Origin of the sequence: Klebsiella terrigena, from assembly GCF_006539725.1 — a bacterium.
In the GTDB taxonomy this organism is placed as follows: domain Bacteria; phylum Pseudomonadota; class Gammaproteobacteria; order Enterobacterales; family Enterobacteriaceae; genus Klebsiella; species Klebsiella terrigena.
Genome location: NZ_BJNO01000012.1, coordinates 46,178 through 65,213, shown reverse-complemented (window position 1 = coordinate 65,213; position 19,036 = coordinate 46,178). Strand labels below are relative to the sequence as shown.

The window sequence follows — 19,036 nt, the reverse complement described above, 5'->3', positions numbered from 1 at the left end:
CTGTTAATTGTTCTGGCGGCAGGCGACGCGCCCCCTTTACACTATGGTAAAAGATTTACAATCACGAAGTTGGGGTAAGGCATGATTGAAAGTACGAATATCCCGCTAAGGCATGATCGATTATCGGCTTTCCTGAAAGCCTTTGGCCTCAGCGCCACGCTGTGCGATTCAGCCGCGCCGGCGAATCTTTTAATCGTCGATGCCGACGGTGCCGGTAGGCCGACGCATCTGCTGTACCGCGCCAGAACGACGGCAAAGCTGCCGACCGGGGTGACGCTCTGCGCCGCGGCCAGTGTTGATTTTGGCGGCAGTGAAAACCCGCTGGTTGGCGCCTTGCCCGATGAGCTGAGCTTTTCGCTGGCGGAACAACCGGCACTGTATGGTCTGGCAGACTTAATTGTCGCTGAGGTTGAGGTGGCGCGCTGCGGCGGCGGGACCATTCGCAACCGTCTGTGCGAGGTCATCGTGGTGCTGGCTATCCGTAAAGCTATTGCGGCGGGGACCGTTGATGCCGGGCTATTAGCGGGGTTGGCCCACCCCAGGCTTCACGTCTGTCTTGTTGCCATGCACGACGAACCGCGGCGGAAGTGGCAGATTGCCGAGCTGATGGCCCTCGCGGACATGTCGCGTGGACCGTTTATCGCCCTCTTTCGCAAAACCGTTGGCCAGCCGCCCGCCGCCTACCTCAACGGCTGGCGGCTGGCCCTTGGGCGTAGCAAACTGCGCAGCGGAGCCAGCGTCAAATCCGCCGCCGCCGCGGTTGGCTTTGGCAGCGCTGCCGCCTTCTCCCGCGCGTTTTCACGTAAGTTCGGCTACTCCCCGGTGCAGGACAAAGGGCGGGAGGAAGAGCGCGATGGACGGGGTCAGGCAGGCTCGCTAACCGTTGCCGCTGGGAGCTGACGCTGGTGCAGGGCAATCGCCAGCGCCAGCGCGGCGACGACCAGCGCGAGCAGCGCAGACACCGCTAAACCTCCCTCGATGCCCAGGCGCTGGTTAAGCCAGGCGTAGGCAAACGGCGAGGCGGCCGCCAGCAGCTGGGCGGGGATCAGCAAAACTCCGGTGCGCCGGGCGTAATCCTGTGCGGCAAACAGCTGCAGCGGCAGCGTGGCCTTGAATACCGTGGTTAAGCCATTAATCGCGCCATATCCCAACACAAACCCGGCGGCGGCCCACGCGAAATAGGGGCCACTCAGGCCGAGCGCAAAGCACAGCGGCATCAGCAGGGTCGTGAGCAGCGTGAGCTTTAGCGGCGTTAATGCGCAGCCGGAAGCCACTTCCAGAAAACGGGCGCCGGTTTGTCCGACTCCCCACAGCATACCTGCCGCCACAGGTAGGCCGTAGCTGGCGATAAACTCGGGCAGATGGGTCGAGGTTCCGTTAGAGACAAAGGTCACCAGCGCGATCAGCGCCGCATACAGCAGGCCAACGCGTCGGTCGTGGCGCGAGGCTGGCGGGCGCGCTTTGCGCTGCGGCGGCCTCGGCAGCCGGATATTCGGCATTTTGCACAGCAGCAGCGCGCTGAGCACGCCGAACAGCGCGTAGACCAGCAGCGCGTGACGCCAGCCGATCGTCGTCAGCAGCCAGGCGCCAAGCGGCCAGAAAACGGCGGAGGCCAGGCCACCCGCCAGCGTCACCCGCGAGATAGTCACTCTTGCACGCTGTCCGTAAAGGTTCACCAACGCGGCGAACAGCGCGTCGTACAGCGCCAGGCGCATACCAATGCCGGTCAGCAGCCAGGCGCAAAACCAGACCGGCAGAGTATGGGCGTTCGCCATGATTAAGCATCCGCCGGCGACGATCAGCGTCCCGGACATCACCACGCGCTGGCCGCCGAGGCGGGCCAGCAGGCGGGCAACGAAGGGGGAGACTATTGCCATCATCAGCATTGCAAGGGTCAGGCCGAGATAGATTTGCGCTGCAGACCAGCCGGTATCCTGGGCGATGGCTCGGGCAAAGGTGCCGGGCATATAAAATGAGATACCCCAGTTGATAAGCTGGTTGCATCCGGCGGCAAAGGTGAGCAGGGCGGGGGCTGAGGGCGATTTTGCGGTTGCTTTCATGGTCTTCTGTTCAGTGATACGGTTGTCGACAGCATATCCCGCAGGCTATTGTGCTGGCAGACCCGTCCGTTTATGACCCTTATAAGAGAAACTTTGCGATGATGACGCTGAATCTGGCAAACCTGGCGACCTTTCGGCTGGTGGTGCAGCGGGGGAGCTTTTCCGCCGCCGCCGACGTGCTGGGGCTATCGCAACCGGCCGTCAGCCTGCAGGTGCGCCAGCTGGAGCAGTTTCTTCAGGCCCGGCTGGTGGAGCGCACCGGGCGGGGCGTGAAGGCGACGGCGGCCGGCCTGACGCTGCTGGCCCACGGCGAACATATTGAGCAGGCGGTCAGCGCGGCGCTGCGGTCGGTCGGCGAGTTTAGCCATGAGGTCAGCGGCGCGATTGCCCTCGGTACCGGGGCGACGGCCTGTATTCATCTTTTACCCCCGATCCTGCAGCAGCTGCGCGAGGGCCACCCGCTGTTGACGGTGGGCGTGACCACCGGAAATACCCTCGATATCGTCCGGGCGGTGGAGGAAAACCGGCTCGATCTTGGGCTGGTGACGCTGCCGGCAAACGGGCGTTGCCTGGCGGTCACCCCGGTTATCGATGAGGAGTTTGTGTTTATTTTTGCCAGCGACGGCCTGGCGCCGCCGCGGCTTACGCCGGACGTTCTGCAGGTCCTGCCGCTGATTGCCTTTGAGGCGGGAAGCGGCACCCGGGCGCTGATTGACGGCTGGTTTCATGCCGCAGGCCTGACGATTGCGCCGGTGATGCAGCTTGGGAGTATCGAGGCGATCAAGCGCATGGTGCGCGCCGGGCTGGGCTACAGCATTGTGCCGCGTATGGCGGTGCATGACGCCGAGGATCGTCGCGGGTTAAGCGTTCACTCGCTGACGCCATACCTTCATCGCCGGCTTGGCGTGGTGATGCGTCAGGATAAAATCCTCAGTAAAGGGATCGCCGAAATGTTGCGCCTGCTGCGGCAACTCGGAAGCTGAACGGACATCGGATACGACGAACGGCTGGTGACGGCGAGGCTATTCTCGGGTCGGCGTGACCACCGGGGCGGTGGATTGCTGCGACTCTTTTTTGTCCTGATGATGGTACCAGGCACCGATAGAGGAGTAGACGAAACGTCCAAAGAAAAAGATAAAGCTGATAAGCAGTACGATACGGGTCATGCGACGGTTAAATCGATGTCGTTTACGCATACTGGGTGCCTGACTCACAAAAGGTTCCTTAAAGTATACCCATAACATGGGCGTTAGGCGTATTAAGGCACAGGAAAGGGGCGGGGTCAATTGATGAGGATGTAAAAGTGCCTCAGCCAAAAGCATTACTTAGTGTTATATAACATAATCAATGCATTTACATGGTTTCTTTTTCCAGCGGCCAATGGCAAAAAAATAAGCATTATTAATATTAGCTAAATGATTTCTTGATTTATATCAACTGTCTGTTTTCGCTGGTAACTAGAATCTCCAGCCAGTTCCGCGTCATTATTCCTTACGCGGTTGAGATGGTTGGGTTGGATGCCTGCCTGAATATACCCTGCTGGAGTTTGGGTTATCCGTAGAGCATCTATGAGCATAATTAATCTGTACAGACAATATCGGGACAAGTGGTGGGCGCTGCCGCTGGTGTTACCTACTCTCTTACTTCCCCTGGCGAGATGGACAAATACCTACGCTGAGCTGAACGGTAATGAAGTTTCTCTTTACTATTTACCGCTGGCGCTGGTATTGAGCCTGATGCTGTTTTTTGGCTGGAGCGCGCTGCCCGGCATTATCATCGGGCTGTGGTGCACGGTGGCCCGTCGCATGGCTCCGGAAGAGGCGGTCGGCGTTATCTTCCACTTTCTGATCCCGGTGGTATTGTGCTGGGGCGGCTACCGTATTTTTGTCCCGCGCAGGCAGCAGATCTCGCACGGTAACGTCGGCCTGATGCCGCAGAGGCTGTTCTGGCAAATGCTGCTGCCGTCGGCAATATTCCTCGTGCTTTCCCAGTTTGCCGAGTACCTTGGCCTGCATCCTCGCGCCACGGGCCTGATCGGCATTGACCCCTTTAGTTTACGATCGCTAATCACTTTCCAGGCGCTGATGGTCGGGTGTTTAACCGGCGTACCGCTGTGCTATTTCCTGCTGCGTATTATTCGTAATCCATTACATATACGCGGATTTATTTCGCAAATTCGCCTGCAAATTGACCCCAAAATAAAGCGGGTTGAGTTTATTTTCTGGGCACTTACGCTGTTAATGTTATTAGTACTATTATTAATACCCTTGAGTAATACCAGTACGATATTTAGCACAAATTATACATTATCATTACTTATGCCGGTGATGCTGTGGGGAGCGATGCGCTTTGGCTATCGCTTTATCGCGATGGTCTGGACGCCGGTATTAATTCTTATTATCCATTTTCATGACCGCTATTTGCCGTTCTCGATGGGCTACAATAATCAGCTGGCTATCACCTCATCCAGTTACCTGGTGTTCTCGTTTATTATCGCCTATATGGCCATGCTGGCGACGCAGCAGCGGCTGATCCACGCGCGCGTGCGGCGAATGGCGTTTCTCGACCCGGTGGTGCATATGCCGAATTTACGCGCGCTAAGCCGGGCCCTCGAAAGCTCGCCGTGGTCGGTGCTGTGCTTTTTGCGCATCCCTGAACTGGAGCTGCTGGGACGGCACTATGGGGTGATGCTGCGCATTCAGTACAAGCAAAATCTGGCAGAACACCTTAGCGCCTTGCTGCAGCCGAATGAGGCCGTTTACCACCTCTCGGGCCACGATCTGGTTATCCGTATGAACTGCGACGATCACAAGGCGCGAATCGACGCGCTGGATAAGCACCTGAAGCAGTTTCGCTTTGTCTGGGACGGGATGCCGCTGCAGCCCGCGGTGGGCCTGAGCTACTGCAGCGTGCGCTCGCCGGTGAAGCATCTGTATTTGCTCTTAGGCGAGCTGAATACCATTGCCGATATGTCGTTAACCAGCGGTCACCCGGAAAATATGCAGCGTCGGGGCGCGATCCACGTCCAGCATGGGCTAAAGGATAAGGTGGCGATGATGAATCAGATCCTGCAGGCGCTGGAGCTGGACCGCTTTCGCCTGATGGCGCAGCCGATAGTCGGGATCCGCGGCGACAGCTACCATGAAGTGCTGCTGAGGATGGTGGGCGAGAATGGCGAAACCATCAATCCGGATAGCTTCCTCCCGGTAGCCCACGAGTTTGGCCTCGCTTCGCGGATCGATCTGTGGGTGCTGGAAAATACGCTCTCCTTTATGAACCAGCATCGGCACACTCTTCCGGGCCTGCGGCTGGCGGTGAATCTGTCGCCGGTGTCGGTGAGCCGCAGCCAGTTCCCACAGGAGGTGGAGCAGCGGCTGGCGCGCTTCGGGGTTGAGCCCTGGCAGCTAATATTCGAGCTGACCGAAAATCACTCGTTGAACAATCCGGAGCAGGCGCGACAAACGCTGGCCCATTTACAGGCGCTGGGCTGCCGCGTGGCGATCGATGATTTCGGGACCGGCTATGCCAGCTACGCTCGGCTGAAAAGCCTCAACGTCGACCTGCTGAAAATTGACGGCAGCTTTATTCGTAATCTGGTCACCAGCAGCCTCGACTATCAGGTGGTGGCCTCGATTTGCCATCTGGCGCGGATGAAGAATATGCAGGTAGTGGCGGAGTATGTTGAAACGGAGGAGATTCGTCAGGCGGTGATGTCGCTGGGTATCGACTACATGCAGGGCTATGAGATTGGCGAGCCCGTGCCGCTGGAAACGCTGGCTAACTTGGACGTGCCGAAGGCGGTTTGACGGGTAAAACAGGCCGGACGCAGAGCGCCCGGCCTGCCTGCTAGCTATCAGGCTCTTCTTCGGCAATCTTCAGCAGCCAGTCGGGTACGCCTTCCCAGTACTGCTGCTCTTTTTCCAGATCGAGCAGCACCAGCGCATTTTGGCTAAACCAGTCGTGCGGGAATACCAGCGTCCAGTGGTTGGCTTCGGTCTTCAGCTTCAGCGTCGGCGGCGTTGTCGTCGCCTGGCGCTGGTTGTTCAGCAGAATGCCGAGGCGTAAGAGCTGAATAAGCGGCAGGAACTGCTTTTTCTTAAACAGCGTAAAGCGCGGCAAATCGTCGAGCTTGATGGCCTTACGGTGATAGCGCACCAGCGTGGCCATCAGCATCTGCTGCTCCTGATTGAAGCCCGGCAAATCGCTGTTCTGCAGAATATACGCGGAGTGGCGATGCATACCGCTGTGGTTAATATTCAGCCCCACTTCGTGCAGCATAACTGCCCATTTCAGCAGCGCCGAGAGGTTCGGGTTATCCAGCTTAGGGTTCTGATCCTGCCACTGCTCAAAGATATGGGTGGTGGTCTCCAGCACCCGACGCGCCTGTTCGCGGTCGATATTGTACTGGTTGGCCAGGCTTTGCGCGGTGCGGCTGCGGATATCCTGATGGCGGAAACGACCCTCCATCTCGTACAGCACGCCTTCGCGCAGCGCCCCGTCCGACAGGCGCAGCTCTTTGATGGCCAGCGCATCGAACACGCCGCACAGAATCGCCAGCCCCGGAGCAAATACCGCTTTGCGCTCTTCAGAGAGGCCCGGCAGGCTAAGCGAGTCGAAGTTTTTATACTTCAGCAGCTCAGCGACCAGCATTTCAAGGCGTTCAGGGGTGATAAAGCCGTCCTTCTCGCCCATGGCGATCAGCACTTCCTGAGCGGCCTTAATGGTCCCGGAGGCGCCGAGCGCCACGGTCCAGCCCTGGATGCGGAACTGCCACGCCAGGGTTTCCAGCTTTTGCACCGCCGACAGGCGCGCGCGCTGGAAATTCTCTTTGTTGATAATGCCGCCAGCGAAGTAAATCTGCGAGAAGCTGACGCAGCCCATTCTGCGGCTTTCGACCAGCCGCGGCTCGAAATCTTCGCCGATGACCAGCTCGGTTGAGCCGCCGCCGATATCAATCACCAGCTTGCGGCCACGCTCGGGCTGAGTATGCTCAACGCCCATAAAAATCAGGCGCGCCTCTTCGTTACCGGAGATTATCTCAATCGGATAGGGGATAACCTGCTCCGCGCGCTTGAGAAACTCGGCCGCGTTCGCCGCCTGGCGTAGCGTATGCGTGCCAACGATGCAGACGCTGGAGGGCGCAAAGCCCTGCAGGCGTTCGGCAAACAGCGACAGGCAGCTAAGCCCGCGCGCGATCGCCTCTTCGCTGAGCACGGAGTTTTCATCCAGACCATCGGCCAGATGAACCCGCTGTTTAAGGCGGCCGATGATCTGCATTGCCCCGTCGACGACACGGGCGATCACCATATGAAAACTGTTTGAACCAAGGTCGACCGCAGCAAACTCCTGGGGACGAGGGGCTTTTTCGTTTATAGGCATAGGTTAATCGGGCTGTTCGAGTGATTTGAGATAGTCATAGATCGCCATCTGAGCGCGAACTTTACGGCGGTTGCCGCGCGGCACGTAGCTATTACTCAGTTCTTTATCAAGATAGCGTGCTTTCACCGTGTCGTTGAACAAGATGTCAAAAATATCCAGCACCCGCTGTTTCAAACGCGGGTCAAGCAGCGGCGCGGCGACTTCAATACGGTAGTCGATATTGCGCGTCATCCAGTCAGCGGAAGAGAGCCAGACCTGCTTATCGCCGCCGTTTTCAAAGACATAGACGCGGTCGTGCTCCAGGAAGCGGTCAACGATGCTGGTAACGCGAATGTTGTCGCTAATCCCTTCAAGCCCCGGTATCAGGGAGCACATACCGCGGATTAACAGGTTAACGGGAACGCCGGAGCTGGAGGCCGCGTAGAGGCGGTCAACCAGGCCCTTATCGACCAGGTTGTTCAGCTTAAGGGTGATCCCGGAAGGCTGGCCGTTCTGGGCGTTAGCAATTTCGCGATCGATCATCTCATACAGCAGGCGGCGCGAGTTCTGCGGCGACACCAGCAGATAGTCAAAGCTAACCGGGCGGTACGGGTTTTCGATAAAGTTGAACACGCGACGAACTTCATTGGTAATTCGCGCATCCGCGGTGATCAGGGAGTAGTCGGTATACAGGCGCGCGGTTTTTTCGTTGAAGTTACCGGTGCCGATATGGGCGTAGCGCACAACCTCGTCGCCCTCTTTACGCGAAATCAGGAACAGCTTGGCGTGGATCTTCAGCCCAGGGGCGGAGAAGATAACGTGCACGCCGGCCTCAGTCAGGCGCTTCGCCCAATGAATGTTGGCCTCTTCGTCAAAGCGCGCCTGCAGCTCGACCACCACGGTGACTTTTTTACCGTTGTGGGCGGCGTGGATCATGGACTCAATGATCCGCGAGTCTTTGGCGACGCGGTAAATATTGATTTTGATCGCCAGCACGCTGGGGTCGAAGGAGGCCTGGCGCAGCAGTTCCAGCACGTGCTCAAAAGTGTGGTACGGGTAGTAGAGCAGCACGTCGCGTTCGCGAATGGCGTCGAAACCGTTGCGGAACTTATCAAACCACGTGTGGCGCAGGCGCGGCAGCGGCTTGTTGACCAGGTTGGCTTTGCCGACGTTCGGGAAGCCGATAAAGTCTTTAAAGTTGTGGTAACGGCCGCCCGGCAGCATCGAGTCATAGCGTGAAATCGAGAACATGGCCCGCAGCATTTCAACCATGGTGTCCGGCATGTCGCGCTGATAAACAAAGCGCACCGGCTCGGCGGTGAGGCGCTGTTTCAGGCTGGAGGACATCAGCTCCATCAGGCTCGATTCCATCTCGTGCACCAGATCGTACTCGGCATCACGGGTCATTTTCATCGAGTAGGCGTTCAGCGCATCGTAATCGAAGAAGCCTTTAAAGATATCATCCAGGCAGTAGCGCAGAATGTTATCGAGCAGGATCATTGGCTTGCGGCGGCGCGGGGCTTCCGGCGGCAGGTTAACAAAGCGCGGAACTTTATCTGACGGAATTTCCAGCAGGGCGTAGTTAATGGTGTCGCCGCGAATGATTTCCACCGCCAGATAGGTGTAATCATCTTTCAAAAACTGGATCAGGTCCGTTTCGCGGTTAATCAAAATAGGGGTTATGTGCTGGCGCAGGTACTGCTTAAAGTAGTTGCGCAGCCAGGACTGCTGGTTGACCGACAGCTGGCGTTCGTTAATCAGGAAGATCTGATTTCGCGCCATCTCCAGCAGCAGCTCATTGTAGAGGCTGTCAAACTCCTGGTCGGCCTTCAGCACCCGGGCCTGGATTTTACCTAATAAGTGGCGAGAATGGGCGGTACTACCTTGCTCTTCACTGATGATGATGCGGCGCTTAAGTTCAGCGAAGCGCACTTTATAAAATTCATCGAGGTTGTTGGAGTAAATGCCCAAAAAACGCATGCGCTCAATCAGCGGGTTGCTCTTATCCGCCGCTTCCTGAAGTACGCGTTCGTTAAAGGATAACCAGCTGAGTTCTTTCTCGATGTATAGCTTTTCCTGGCCCATTACAACTCACACTCCGGTTGATTGATGTTGCTTTTTCATTATGGCGAGCTTTGCCATTGAATGTCCAACTATGTCAAAGAAGTATGACAGTTTTCTTTCAACGCGCTGCGAAGAAAAGGCGGTCGCTTTCCTTTGCTCGTTCTGTGTGCAAAAAACGCTGATTCTGATGTTTGCTGCCGCGCGTCGGGCGCAAAAAGGCATCCGTCGCCCGGGGTTATGGCGCAGATGAGCGGTGACTGCGGTGGCAAAAAAAAACGCCTCTGACGGATGTGAGAGGCGCTATCTATTACTCTTCTGCCGCATACCCCTGCGGCGGCAGAGGCGCATCGTCAAGCCAGGCCTGACCGCCCTCCATGCGCAGACGACCGTCGACAAACCAGCTGACGACGAGCGGGTAAATGGCGTGTTCCTGAGCCTGCACGCGAGCGGTAACGTCATCTTCGCTATCGCCGGCGAAAACCGGAACTTTGGCCTGCAGAATAACCGGGCCGCCGTCCAGCTCATCGGTGACGAAATGCACCGAAGTGCCGTGCTCCTCATCGCCGTTTTCCAGCACCTGGCGATGGGTATGGAGTCCGGGATATTTAGGCAGCAGGGAAGGGTGGATATTCAGCAGCCGCCCCTGATAGTGGGCAACAAACGCCGGGCTAAGAATGCGCATGTAGCCCGCAAGCACCACCACATCCGGCGCGTAGGCGTCGATCTCGTGCATCAGCTCGCGATCGAACGCTTCGCGGTTGGCGAACTGGCTGGCGGTGAGCGCATGGGTCGGGATACCGGCCTCACGCGCGCGTTCAAGGCCGAAAGCATCGGCCTTGTTGCTAAATACCGCTCGCAGGGTGCCGCCGATCTGTTTCCGCGCGCAGGCGTCAATCATTGCCTGCAGGTTACTGCCGCTACCGGAAATCAGCACCACGATGTTTTTCATTCAATGACCACACGCTGTTCGGAATCAGAGGCTTTGATATAGCCTATTTTCCACGCGTTTTCACCTTTTTCGTTCAGCAGAGCGAGGGCGCTATCGACGGCTTCCGGCGGCAGCGCGATGACCATGCCGACGCCGCAGTTGAAGGTCCGATACATTTCATGGCTGCTGACGTTGCCGGCAGTTTGCAGCCATTTGAAGACTTCCGGCCACTGCCAGGAGGACTCGTCGATCACCGCCTGGGTGTTATCCGGCAGAACGCGCGGGATATTTTCCCAGAAGCCGCCGCCGGTCAGGTGCGCAATAGCGTGAACTTCAACATTTGCGATCAGGTCCAGCACCGATTTTACGTAGATGCGGGTCGGCGCCAGCAGATGGTCGGCCAGTGACGCACCGTTCAGGTCGGTGGTCTGCGGGTCGACGCCGCTGACTTCAATAATTTTACGCACCAGCGAGTAGCCGTTGGAGTGCGGGCCGCTGGAGCCCAGTGCGACCAGCACGTCGCCGTCGGCAACTTTGCTGCCGTCGATAATTTCTGATTTTTCTACAACCCCGACGCAGAAGCCCGCGACGTCATAATCATCGCCATGGTACATGCCGGGCATTTCTGCGGTTTCGCCGCCAACCAGCGCGCAGCCTGACTGCAGGCAGCCTTCGGCGATGCCGCTGATAACGCTGGCCGCCGTATCGACGTCCAGTTTGCCGGTCGCATAGTAGTCGAGGAAGAAGAGCGGCTCAGCGCCCTGAACCACGAGGTCGTTGACGCACATGGCTACCAGGTCGATACCGATAGTGTCGTGACGCTTGAGGTCCATTGCCAGACGCAGCTTGGTGCCGACGCCGTCAGTGCCGGAGACCAGTACCGGTTCGCGGTATTTCTGCGGCAATGCGCACAGTGCGCCGAATCCGCCCAGTCCACCCATCACTTCAGGGCGGCGGGTTTTCTTCACCACACCCTTAATACGGTCGACGAGCGCGTTGCCTGCATCAATATCTACGCCGGCATCTTTATAGCTGAGAGAGGTTTTATCGGTCACTGCGAAGTCTCCACACATTTGCGGTAGCAAGAAAAATCGGCGCAATTCTAACAGGGATAGCAAACGTTTGCGAGCCTGCTTTACAGTCGGTGTTAATCGGCGGTGAGATGGACAAATTTGATACTGTTCACGAAAATGAAACCGGGTACATTCTTGTGCTTGCCTCGGCGCGCCAGAATGACCATCATGCCACTGAAACCGGTTTCTTTTTTTGTTTAAGCGAACCAAACGACGGTACCGAGGGGATTCAGGAGAGTGGACAGGATGATAATTGCCGCATTTGATATTGGTGGCACGGCACTAAAAATGGGCACTATGACCAGCACCGGCGAGCTGCTGGAGAAGGGAAAGCAGCCGATTCGCGACAGCGACGGCGAGCAAATTTTGCAGGCCATGCTGGCGTGGATCGCCGCGCACCCGGAGTGTGAAGGGGTGGCGATCAGCGCGCCCGGCTACGTTAATCCGCACACCGGCTATATCGAAATGGGCGGCGCTATTCGCAGATTCGATAATTTCGCTATCAAAACCTGGCTTGAACAACGGACCCGACTTCCCGTCGCCATTGAAAACGACGCTAACTGCGTGCTGCTGGCCGAGCGCTGGCAGGGCAAAGCCGCCAATATAAGTGATTTTCTGGTTCTGACGATTGGCACCGGGATCGGCGGGGCTATCTTCTGTAATGACCGGCTGGTGCACGGCGCAAGCTTTCGCGCAGGCGAATTTGGCTATATGCAGACCCAGCGCCCGGGCGCCCGCAACGTTCGTCGCTACTCAATGAATGAGAACTGTACCCTGCGCGTCTTACGCCAGCGCTACGCCGAGCATTTCGGAAAAACGCTGGAAGAGGTGACCGGGGAAGAGATATTCGATCGCTACGACAGGGGCGATGCGACCTGTCATCGGCTGGTGGCCGAATTCTTTAACGGCCTTGGCACCGGCCTTTATAACCTCGTCAACGTGTTCGATCCGCAGACTATCCTCATCGGCGGCGGCATCGTGGAACGGCCGGGCTTTTTGACGCTGCTGCGTGAACATCTGGCCTGGTTTGGCATTGCAGACTATATCGACACCGTTAGCCACGGCAACGACGCCGGGCTAATTGGCGCCGTTTACCATTTCAATCAGCAATACCGGTCGCCGACGGGCGATCGCTCATAAGGAAGAGAACATGTCTGGATTTAAAGAAGGTTTTCTGTGGGGCGGCGCGGTTGCGGCGCATCAGCTGGAAGGTGGTTGGCAGGAGGGCGGCAAGGGCGCGAGCGTTGCCGACGTGATGACCGCAGGCGCCCACGGCGTGGCGCGTGAAATTACCGACGGCGTAGTGGCGGGTAAAAATTACCCTAACCATGAGGCGATTGATTTTTATCATCGTTATAAAGATGACATTCAGCTGTTTGCGGAAATGGGCTTCAAATGCTTTCGTACCTCTATTGCCTGGACGCGTATTTTCCCGCTGGGCGACGAGCAGGAGCCGAATGAAGCCGGGCTGCAGTTCTATGACGATCTGTTCGACGAGTGCCTGAAGCACGGGATTGAGCCGGTTATTACGCTCTCCCACTTCGAGATGCCTTATCACCTGGTGAGCGAATACGGCGGCTGGCGTAACCGTAAGCTGATTGATTTCTTCGTGCGCTTTGCGCAGGTGGTGTTTAAGCGCTATCAGCATAAAGTGAAGTACTGGATGACCTTTAACGAGATCAACAACCAGGCAAACTTCCACGAAGACTTTGCGCCGTTCACCAACTCGGGGCTGAAGTTCCTGCCGGGTGAGGATCGCGAGCCGGTGATGTATCAGGCCGCGCACTACGAGCTGGTTGCCAGCGCCCTGGCGGTGAAAGCCGCGCGGGAGATTAACCCGGCGCTGCAGGTCGGCTGCATGATTGCGATGTGCCCCATTTACCCGCTCTCCTGCGCGCCGAACGATATGATGATGGCGATGAACGCCATGCACCGCCGCTACTGGTTCACCGACGTTCACGTGCGCGGTAAGTACCCTCAGCACCTGCTCAACTACTTTGAGCGCCGCGGCTTTGCGCTGGATATCACCGAAGAAGATCGCGTGGCGTTAAGCGAAGGCTGCGTCGACTATATTGGCTTCAGCTACTATATGTCGTTCGCCACCAAGGCCACCGAAGATAATCCGCAGCTGGATTATGATGAGACGAAAAGCCTGGTCTCCAACCCGTACGTGCAGAAATCGGACTGGGGCTGGCAGATTGACCCGGTTGGGCTGCGCTACTCCCTGAACTGGTTCTGGGATCATTACCAGCTGCCGCTGTTTATTGTTGAAAACGGCTTTGGCGCTATCGACGTGCGCGAAGCTGACGGCACGGTAGACGACCAGTACCGCATTGATTATCTCTCCGCCCATATCGCCGAAATGAAAAAAGCGGTGGTGGAAGACGGCGTTGACCTGATGGGCTACACCCCGTGGGGCTGTATCGACCTGGTCTCTGCCGGAACCGGCGAGATGAAAAAGCGTTACGGCTTTATCTACGTCGATAAAGACAACGAAGGTAACGGCACCCTTGCCCGCAGCCGCAAGAAATCTTTTGCGTGGTATCAGCAGGTTATCGGCAGTAACGGCGAAATACTCTAAACCGCCTGGAAGCCCCGTGAAACCCCGCCTGCGCGGGGTTTTTTTATTTTGATTTATACTGGCTCAGGCAGCGCAAAGCATTTTGGTTGATCCCGGTCAAACATATCGGCTATGGCGCAAATGGGAAAAAGCGGTATAATCCCGCGATTTTTTTTGTGGCTGCCCCTCAGAGGAGAAAGAGAATGAAGATTGTGGAAGTGAAACACCCACTCGTCAAACACAAGCTGGGCCTGATGCGCGAGCACGACATCAGCACCAAACGCTTCCGTGAACTCGCCTCAGAGGTTGGTAGCTTACTAACTTATGAAGCCACCGCCGACCTGGCGACCGAAAGGGTCACCATCGAAGGCTGGAATGGCCCGGTTGAAGTTGAGCAGATCAAAGGTAAGAAAATTACCGTCGTGCCTATTCTGCGCGCCGGTCTCGGCATGATGGAAGGCGTTCTGGAACACGTCCCGAGCGCGCGCATCAGCGTCGTTGGCATCTACCGTGATGAAGAAACCCTCGAGCCGGTGCCTTACTTCCAGAAGCTGGTCTCCAATATCGACGAACGTATGGCGCTGGTGGTTGACCCGATGCTGGCAACCGGCGGTTCGATGATCGCCACTATCGACCTGCTGAAAAAAGCGGGCTGCTCAAGCATCAAGGTGCTGGTACTGGTTGCCGCTCCGGAAGGGATTGCCGCGCTGGAGAAAGCGCACCCGGACGTCGAGATGTACACCGCGTCCATTGACCAGGGCCTCAACGAGCATGGATATATTATTCCCGGGCTCGGCGACGCCGGCGATAAGATTTTTGGTACCAAATAATTGCAGCATTAATAAGAAGCCGACTTTAAGAGTCGGCTTTTTTTTGAATAAAACACGCCAACAGCAACTAATAAACGACACTCAGAGGAAAACACTATGACGCGCCGCGCAATCGGGGTGAGTGAAAGACCGCCGCTTTTACAGACAATCCCGCTAAGTTTGCAACATCTGTTCGCTATGTTTGGCGCAACGGTGTTGGTGCCAGTCCTGTTTCACATCAACCCGGCTACCGTGCTGCTGTTTAACGGTATCGGCACGCTGCTGTACCTGTTTATCTGTAAGGGCAAAATCCCGGCCTATCTGGGGTCGAGCTTTGCGTTTATCTCCCCGGTTCTGCTGCTGCTGCCGCTGGGCTATGAGGTCGCGCTGGGCGGCTTTATTATGTGCGGCGTGCTGTTCTGCATCGTCTCCTTTATTGTTAAAAAGGCCGGCACCGGCTGGCTGGACGTGATGTTCCCGCCGGCGGCTATGGGGGCTATCGTCGCGGTTATCGGCCTTGAGCTGGCCGGCGTCGCGGCGAATATGGCCGGCCTGCTGCCCGCTGACGGGCAGTCGCCCGATAGCAAAACCATTATTATCTCAATGGTGACGCTGGGAGTGACGGTGTTTGGCTCGGTGCTGTTCCGCGGTTTCCTCGCCATCATCCCGATTCTTATCGGCGTGCTGGTGGGCTACGCGCTCTCCTTTGTGATGGGCGTTGTCGATACCACTCCTATCGTTGAGGCGCACTGGTTTGCGCTGCCGACCTTCTACACCCCGCGCTTTGAGTGGTTTGCGATTTTCACCATCCTGCCCGCCGCGCTGGTGGTGATTGCCGAACACGTCGGGCACCTGGTGGTGACGGCGAATATTGTTAAAAAAGATCTGATTCGCGATCCCGGCCTGCACCGCTCGATGTTTGCCAACGGCCTGTCGACGATGATCTCCGGCTTCTTTGGCTCGACGCCCAACACCACCTACGGTGAAAACATCGGCGTGATGGCGATTACCCGAGTCTACAGTACCTGGGTTATCGGCGGGGCGGCGATTATCGCCATTCTGCTCTCCTGCGTCGGCAAGCTGGCGGCGGCCATTCAGATCATTCCGCTGCCGGTAATGGGCGGCGTATCGCTGCTGCTGTACGGCGTGATCGGCGCATCGGGTATCCGCGTGCTGATTGAATCGAAGGTCGATTACAACAAGGCGCAGAACCTGATCCTGACCTCGGTGATTTTGATCATTGGCGTCAGCGGCGCGAAGGTGCACATCGGCGCGGCGGAGCTGAAAGGCATGGCGCTGGCCACGATCGTTGGCGTCGCCCTGAGCCTGATCTTCAAATTAATTAGCGTCCTGCGTCCGGAAGAGGTGGTTCTGGACGCGGCTGATTCGGCTGATGACGCCGAGGCAAAACGCTGATCCTCCAGCCGGGCGGCGATCCCGCCCGGTTCTCTCACGGCAGACTTCGTGATAAACTCTTCGCGTTTTTCTGTCAGTCTATGATGAGGTCCATCTGAACGCACCGGCACAGCTCTCCTTGCCACTGTACCTTCCTGACGATGAAACTTTTGCGAGTTTTTGGCCAGGTGGTAATCCTTCTCTTCTCGCTGCCTTACAGAACGTTCTGCGGCAGGAGCATAGTGGGTACATCTATATCTGGTCGCGTGAAGGCGCGGGGCGCAGTCACCTGCTCCATGCCGCCTGTGCGGAGCTTTCCCAGCGCGGCGATGCGGTGGGCTACGTGCCGCTGGATAAGCGTACGTGGTTTGTTCCGGAAGTGCTGGAGGGGATGGAACAGCTTTCGCTGGTTTGTATCGATAATATCGAATGCGCGGCCGGCGACGAGCCGTGGGAGATGGCGATCTTCAACCTTTACAACCGCATCCTGGAGTCGGGTAAAACCCGTCTGCTGATCACCGGTGATAGCCCTCCGCGCCAGCTCAATCTTGGCCTCGCGGATTTGGCATCGCGCCTCGACTGGGGACAAATCTACAAGCTGCAGCCGTTGTCCGATGAAGACAAGCTGCAGGCGCTGCAGCTGCGCGCGCGGCTGCGCGGGTTTGAGATGCCGGAAGACGTCTGCCGCTTCCTGCTCAAGCGCCTCGATCGCGAAATGCGCTCGCTGTTTATGACGCTCGATCAGCTCGATCGCGCTTCTATTACCGCCCAACGTAAGCTGACCATTCCCTTCGTTAAAGAGATCCTTAAGCTCTAGCGAGCCATTGGGTTCGGCGCCATCATGACGATGGCGCATCCTGCTTAATTCACGATATCCAGCACCTGCTCCGGCGGTCGGCCGATCCGCGCTTCGCCGTGGCTGACGACGATAGGGCGTTCAATCAGCTTCGGGTTGTCGACCATCGCCTGAATCAGCGCATCTTCGCTGAGCTGAGGATCGGCAAGTTCCAGTGACTTATACAGATCCTCCTTCTGGCGCATCAGCTCGCGGGCACTCACCATACCCAGCATTTTCAGCAGCTGGCGCAGCGTCGCCGCATCCGGCGGCGTCTCCAGATAGAGCACCACTTCAGGGTCGATACCGTTAGCCTTCAGCAGGCTGAGGGTGTCGCGGCTCTTGGAGCAGCGAGGGTTATGGTAGATTTTTACCGCGTCAGACATGGGGTCTCCTTACATTTTTTGATATGGGCGGAAGCGTTCCTGCAGCTGGCGCAGCTGATCGATGCGCGCATCGTAGCGAGCCTGCTGCAGGCTGCCCAACTTCACCTGTGAACTGGCGCTGCTGAGCAGCGAAATAGACTGTGCAAGCTGGCCGACCAGCGCCATCCCTTCCGCACGGGCCGCCAGCTCCTGATCGCGATGGCCAAGGGCCGCTTCCGCCTGCGCCAGCAGGTCCCAGCCGTTGCCGTCGTCTTTATTATTGAAGGTGTAGCGGTTAAGGATATTCGCCGCCTCTGCCGGCTGCCCGCCCTGCAGGTAAGCGTTGGCGAGGTTCAGCTGCAGCACCGGGTTGGTGCGGATTTCGCGGGCGTTCTTCAGGCGGTTAATCGCATCGGCCGTTTTCTTCTGGCCAAGGTCAATATCGGTTGCCAGATCGAGATACCAGGCATTTTGCGGATCGGCGCTCAGCAGGGGCTGCAGGGTTTTACGCGCAAGATCGTAGCTATTGTTGCCCATCGCCAGCAGGGCGCGGCCGTACTGCGCGGCGTGCTGCTCGCGGATATTGCCTTTCGCCCATGCGTTCAGCAAATCGTCGCCGAGCTTATTGTCCCCGGAGTTATACATCCCCAGCGTTCGCGCCTTGGCCATATAAAAATCGGCCGACGATTGCACCACCACCGGACGCATCTGATTCGCGCGGTTGCGGGCGTCGGACAGGCGGCTTTCCGGCAGCGGGTGGGTGAGCAGCATTTCCGGCGGCCGGGTGGAGTAGCGCGACTGGTCAAGCAGCTTGCTCATAAACGCCGGCATGGCCTGCGGATCGAACCCGGAGCGCTGCAGCACCTGAATACCGATGCGGTCGGCCTCTTCTTCATTCTGGCGGGTAAAGCTGATTAATCCCTGCTGGGTACCGGCCAGCGTGCCGGTGAGCGCGGCCATACCGGCCTGTGGGCTGGCCATCGCCAGCAGAATCGAGCCCAGCGCGCCGACCCAGGTCAGCGGGGCGTTGCGCTTTTGGTCTTCCATCGCGCGCGCGAGGTGGCGCTGGGTGACGTGCGAAATTTCGTGCGCCATGACCGACGCCAGCTCGCTCTCCGTATCCGAGTAGCGGAACAGGGCCGAGTGCAGCACGACGTTGCCGCCAAAGAAGGCGAAGGCGTTAATCTGGTCGTTGTTAATCAGGTAGAAGTGGAAGGGCGTTCGCACCGAGTTGGCGTGCGCAACCAGGCGCATGCCTAATCCGTTAATGTACTGCACCAGCAGCGGGTCGTTGATCAACGGAGCGCTGCCGCGGAGCTGGCGAACGTAGTAATCCCCCATCTGCATTTCCTGACCGATGGAAAGCGTGCTTCCTGCAGAGGTACCCATATCCGGCAGGGTATCTGCGGAGTCAGCAAAAGCAGGTAAAATCGAACCCAGCGTCAGCGACGCTATCACGGTTGCCACCAGCGTTTTCTTTAACTGCCTGAACATAACCTCTGTCCTGTGTATGTGGGTGTGCCAGTTTGACCGGTAGGGCGGCGTAATGTTCCATTTCCGCGCGTCCTGCGAGTTTAGCTGTCGTTGAC

At 57.6% G+C, this 19,036-nt stretch carries 16 protein-coding genes; 8 read left to right on the top strand and 8 right to left on the bottom strand.

Features of this window, described 5'->3' with window-relative positions:
- Nucleotides 1-81 precede the first annotated feature (81 nt).
- Nucleotides 82-900 (top strand): helix-turn-helix domain-containing protein, encoded by an 819-nt coding sequence (locus tag RTE01_RS14545; protein ID WP_134527264.1) that lies wholly within the window; start codon nt 82-84, stop codon nt 898-900.
- On the opposite strand, the gene RTE01_RS14540 is transcribed toward RTE01_RS14545, so the two are convergent.
- Complete coding sequence (locus RTE01_RS14540) at nt 864-2,060, bottom strand: MFS transporter (RefSeq protein WP_141335121.1); 1,197 nt, start codon at nt 2,058-2,060, stop codon at nt 864-866. The two genes, RTE01_RS14545 and RTE01_RS14540, sit on opposite strands and share 37 nt — an antisense overlap.
- A 98-nt stretch (nt 2,061-2,158) precedes the next feature.
- Between RTE01_RS14540 and RTE01_RS14535 the strand changes: the two genes are divergently transcribed.
- Nucleotides 2,159-3,043 carry a LysR family transcriptional regulator gene (locus tag RTE01_RS14535; RefSeq protein ID WP_123551818.1) on the top strand — a complete coding sequence of 295 codons (885 nt, stop codon included), beginning with the start codon at nt 2,159-2,161 and terminating at the stop codon, nt 3,041-3,043.
- A gap of 39 nt (nt 3,044-3,082) precedes the next feature.
- Here RTE01_RS14535 and RTE01_RS14530 read toward each other — a convergent pair whose 3' ends face one another.
- Nucleotides 3,083-3,274 (bottom strand): YfgG family protein, encoded by a 192-nt coding sequence (locus RTE01_RS14530; RefSeq protein WP_071844960.1) that lies wholly within the window; start codon nt 3,272-3,274, stop codon nt 3,083-3,085.
- A 354-nt stretch (nt 3,275-3,628) separates the two neighbouring features.
- Between RTE01_RS14530 and RTE01_RS14525 the strand changes: the two genes are divergently transcribed.
- Nucleotides 3,629-5,866 carry an EAL domain-containing protein gene (locus RTE01_RS14525; RefSeq protein WP_123551817.1) on the top strand — a complete coding sequence of 746 codons (2,238 nt, stop codon included), beginning with the start codon at nt 3,629-3,631 and terminating at the stop codon, nt 5,864-5,866.
- Between the two features lie 40 nt (nt 5,867-5,906).
- Here the strand turns inward: RTE01_RS14525 and ppx are convergent, their stop codons facing one another.
- The 4 genes from ppx to purM form a co-directional block, all read right to left on the bottom strand.
- Nucleotides 5,907-7,439, bottom strand: coding sequence for an exopolyphosphatase (gene ppx, locus RTE01_RS14520; RefSeq protein ID WP_134527260.1), 1,533 nt, complete (start codon nt 7,437-7,439; stop codon nt 5,907-5,909).
- Between the two features lie 3 nt (nt 7,440-7,442).
- Nucleotides 7,443-9,503 carry a polyphosphate kinase 1 gene (gene ppk1 / locus RTE01_RS14515; RefSeq protein ID WP_041146692.1) on the bottom strand — a complete coding sequence of 687 codons (2,061 nt, stop codon included), beginning with the start codon at nt 9,501-9,503 and terminating at the stop codon, nt 7,443-7,445.
- Between the two features lie 286 nt (nt 9,504-9,789).
- Complete coding sequence (gene purN / locus RTE01_RS14510; RefSeq protein ID WP_041146691.1) at nt 9,790-10,431, bottom strand: phosphoribosylglycinamide formyltransferase; 642 nt, start codon at nt 10,429-10,431, stop codon at nt 9,790-9,792.
- Nucleotides 10,428-11,465 (bottom strand): phosphoribosylformylglycinamidine cyclo-ligase, encoded by a 1,038-nt coding sequence (purM, locus tag RTE01_RS14505; RefSeq protein WP_115192131.1) that lies wholly within the window; start codon nt 11,463-11,465, stop codon nt 10,428-10,430. The genes purN and purM overlap by 4 nt, the downstream gene beginning before the upstream one ends.
- Before the next feature lie 264 nt (nt 11,466-11,729).
- On the opposite strand from purM, the gene bglK reads away from it, so the two are divergent.
- The 5 genes from bglK to RTE01_RS14475 all read left to right on the top strand — a co-directional run bounded on the left by bglK (nt 11,730) and on the right by RTE01_RS14475 (nt 17,064).
- Nucleotides 11,730-12,623 carry a beta-glucoside kinase BglK gene (gene bglK, locus RTE01_RS14495; protein WP_041146689.1) on the top strand — a complete coding sequence of 298 codons (894 nt, stop codon included), beginning with the start codon at nt 11,730-11,732 and terminating at the stop codon, nt 12,621-12,623.
- Between the two features lie 10 nt (nt 12,624-12,633).
- Complete coding sequence (locus tag RTE01_RS14490; protein WP_115192132.1) at nt 12,634-14,064, top strand: 6-phospho-beta-glucosidase; 1,431 nt, start codon at nt 12,634-12,636, stop codon at nt 14,062-14,064.
- A gap of 182 nt (nt 14,065-14,246) precedes the next feature.
- The gene (gene upp / locus RTE01_RS14485; RefSeq protein WP_041146687.1) at nt 14,247-14,873 is read left to right on the top strand and encodes a uracil phosphoribosyltransferase; all 627 of its coding nucleotides are present in this window, start codon (nt 14,247-14,249) and stop codon (nt 14,871-14,873) included.
- A gap of 96 nt (nt 14,874-14,969) precedes the next feature.
- Nucleotides 14,970-16,268, top strand: a complete 1,299-nt coding sequence (gene uraA, locus RTE01_RS14480; protein ID WP_041146686.1) for a uracil permease — start codon at nt 14,970-14,972, stop codon at nt 16,266-16,268.
- Between the two features lie 94 nt (nt 16,269-16,362).
- Complete coding sequence (locus tag RTE01_RS14475) at nt 16,363-17,064, top strand: DnaA inactivator Hda (protein WP_217698328.1); 702 nt, start codon at nt 16,363-16,365, stop codon at nt 17,062-17,064.
- Nucleotides 17,065-17,108: 44 nt separating this feature from the next.
- Here the strand turns inward: RTE01_RS14475 and arsC are convergent, their stop codons facing one another.
- A complete protein-coding gene (gene arsC / locus RTE01_RS14470) occupies nt 17,109-17,468 on the bottom strand; it encodes an arsenate reductase (glutaredoxin) (RefSeq protein WP_041146684.1) in 360 nt (119 codons plus the stop codon).
- 9 nt (nt 17,469-17,477) lie between these two features.
- Nucleotides 17,478-18,941, bottom strand: a complete 1,464-nt coding sequence (bepA, locus tag RTE01_RS14465; protein ID WP_041146683.1) for a beta-barrel assembly-enhancing protease — start codon at nt 18,939-18,941, stop codon at nt 17,478-17,480.
- Between the last annotated feature and the right edge of the window lie 95 nt (nt 18,942-19,036).

What these genes read in the sequence shown, in the direction of transcription:
- upp (WP_041146687.1), top strand. Translation starts at nt 14,247, where the DNA reads ATGAAGATTGTGGAAGTGAAACACCCACTCGTCAAACACAAGCTGGGC.
- bglK (WP_041146689.1), top strand. Translation starts at nt 11,730, where the DNA reads ATGATAATTGCCGCATTTGATATTGGTGGCACGGCACTAAAAATGGGC.
- arsC (WP_041146684.1), bottom strand. Translation starts at nt 17,468, where the DNA reads ATGTCTGACGCGGTAAAAATCTACCATAACCCTCGCTGCTCCAAGAGC.
- uraA (WP_041146686.1), top strand. Translation starts at nt 14,970, where the DNA reads ATGACGCGCCGCGCAATCGGGGTGAGTGAAAGACCGCCGCTTTTACAG.
- ppk1 (WP_041146692.1), bottom strand. Translation starts at nt 9,503, where the DNA reads ATGGGCCAGGAAAAGCTATACATCGAGAAAGAACTCAGCTGGTTATCC.
- bepA (WP_041146683.1), bottom strand. Translation starts at nt 18,941, where the DNA reads ATGTTCAGGCAGTTAAAGAAAACGCTGGTGGCAACCGTGATAGCGTCG.
- purN (WP_041146691.1), bottom strand. Translation starts at nt 10,431, where the DNA reads ATGAAAAACATCGTGGTGCTGATTTCCGGTAGCGGCAGTAACCTGCAG.
- RTE01_RS14540 (WP_141335121.1), bottom strand. Translation starts at nt 2,060, where the DNA reads ATGAAAGCAACCGCAAAATCGCCCTCAGCCCCCGCCCTGCTCACCTTT.
- ppx (WP_134527260.1), bottom strand. Translation starts at nt 7,439, where the DNA reads ATGCCTATAAACGAAAAAGCCCCTCGTCCCCAGGAGTTTGCTGCGGTC.
- RTE01_RS14525 (WP_123551817.1), top strand. Translation starts at nt 3,629, where the DNA reads ATGAGCATAATTAATCTGTACAGACAATATCGGGACAAGTGGTGGGCG.
- RTE01_RS14545 (WP_134527264.1), top strand. Translation starts at nt 82, where the DNA reads ATGATTGAAAGTACGAATATCCCGCTAAGGCATGATCGATTATCGGCT.
- RTE01_RS14490 (WP_115192132.1), top strand. Translation starts at nt 12,634, where the DNA reads ATGTCTGGATTTAAAGAAGGTTTTCTGTGGGGCGGCGCGGTTGCGGCG.
- RTE01_RS14535 (WP_123551818.1), top strand. Translation starts at nt 2,159, where the DNA reads ATGATGACGCTGAATCTGGCAAACCTGGCGACCTTTCGGCTGGTGGTG.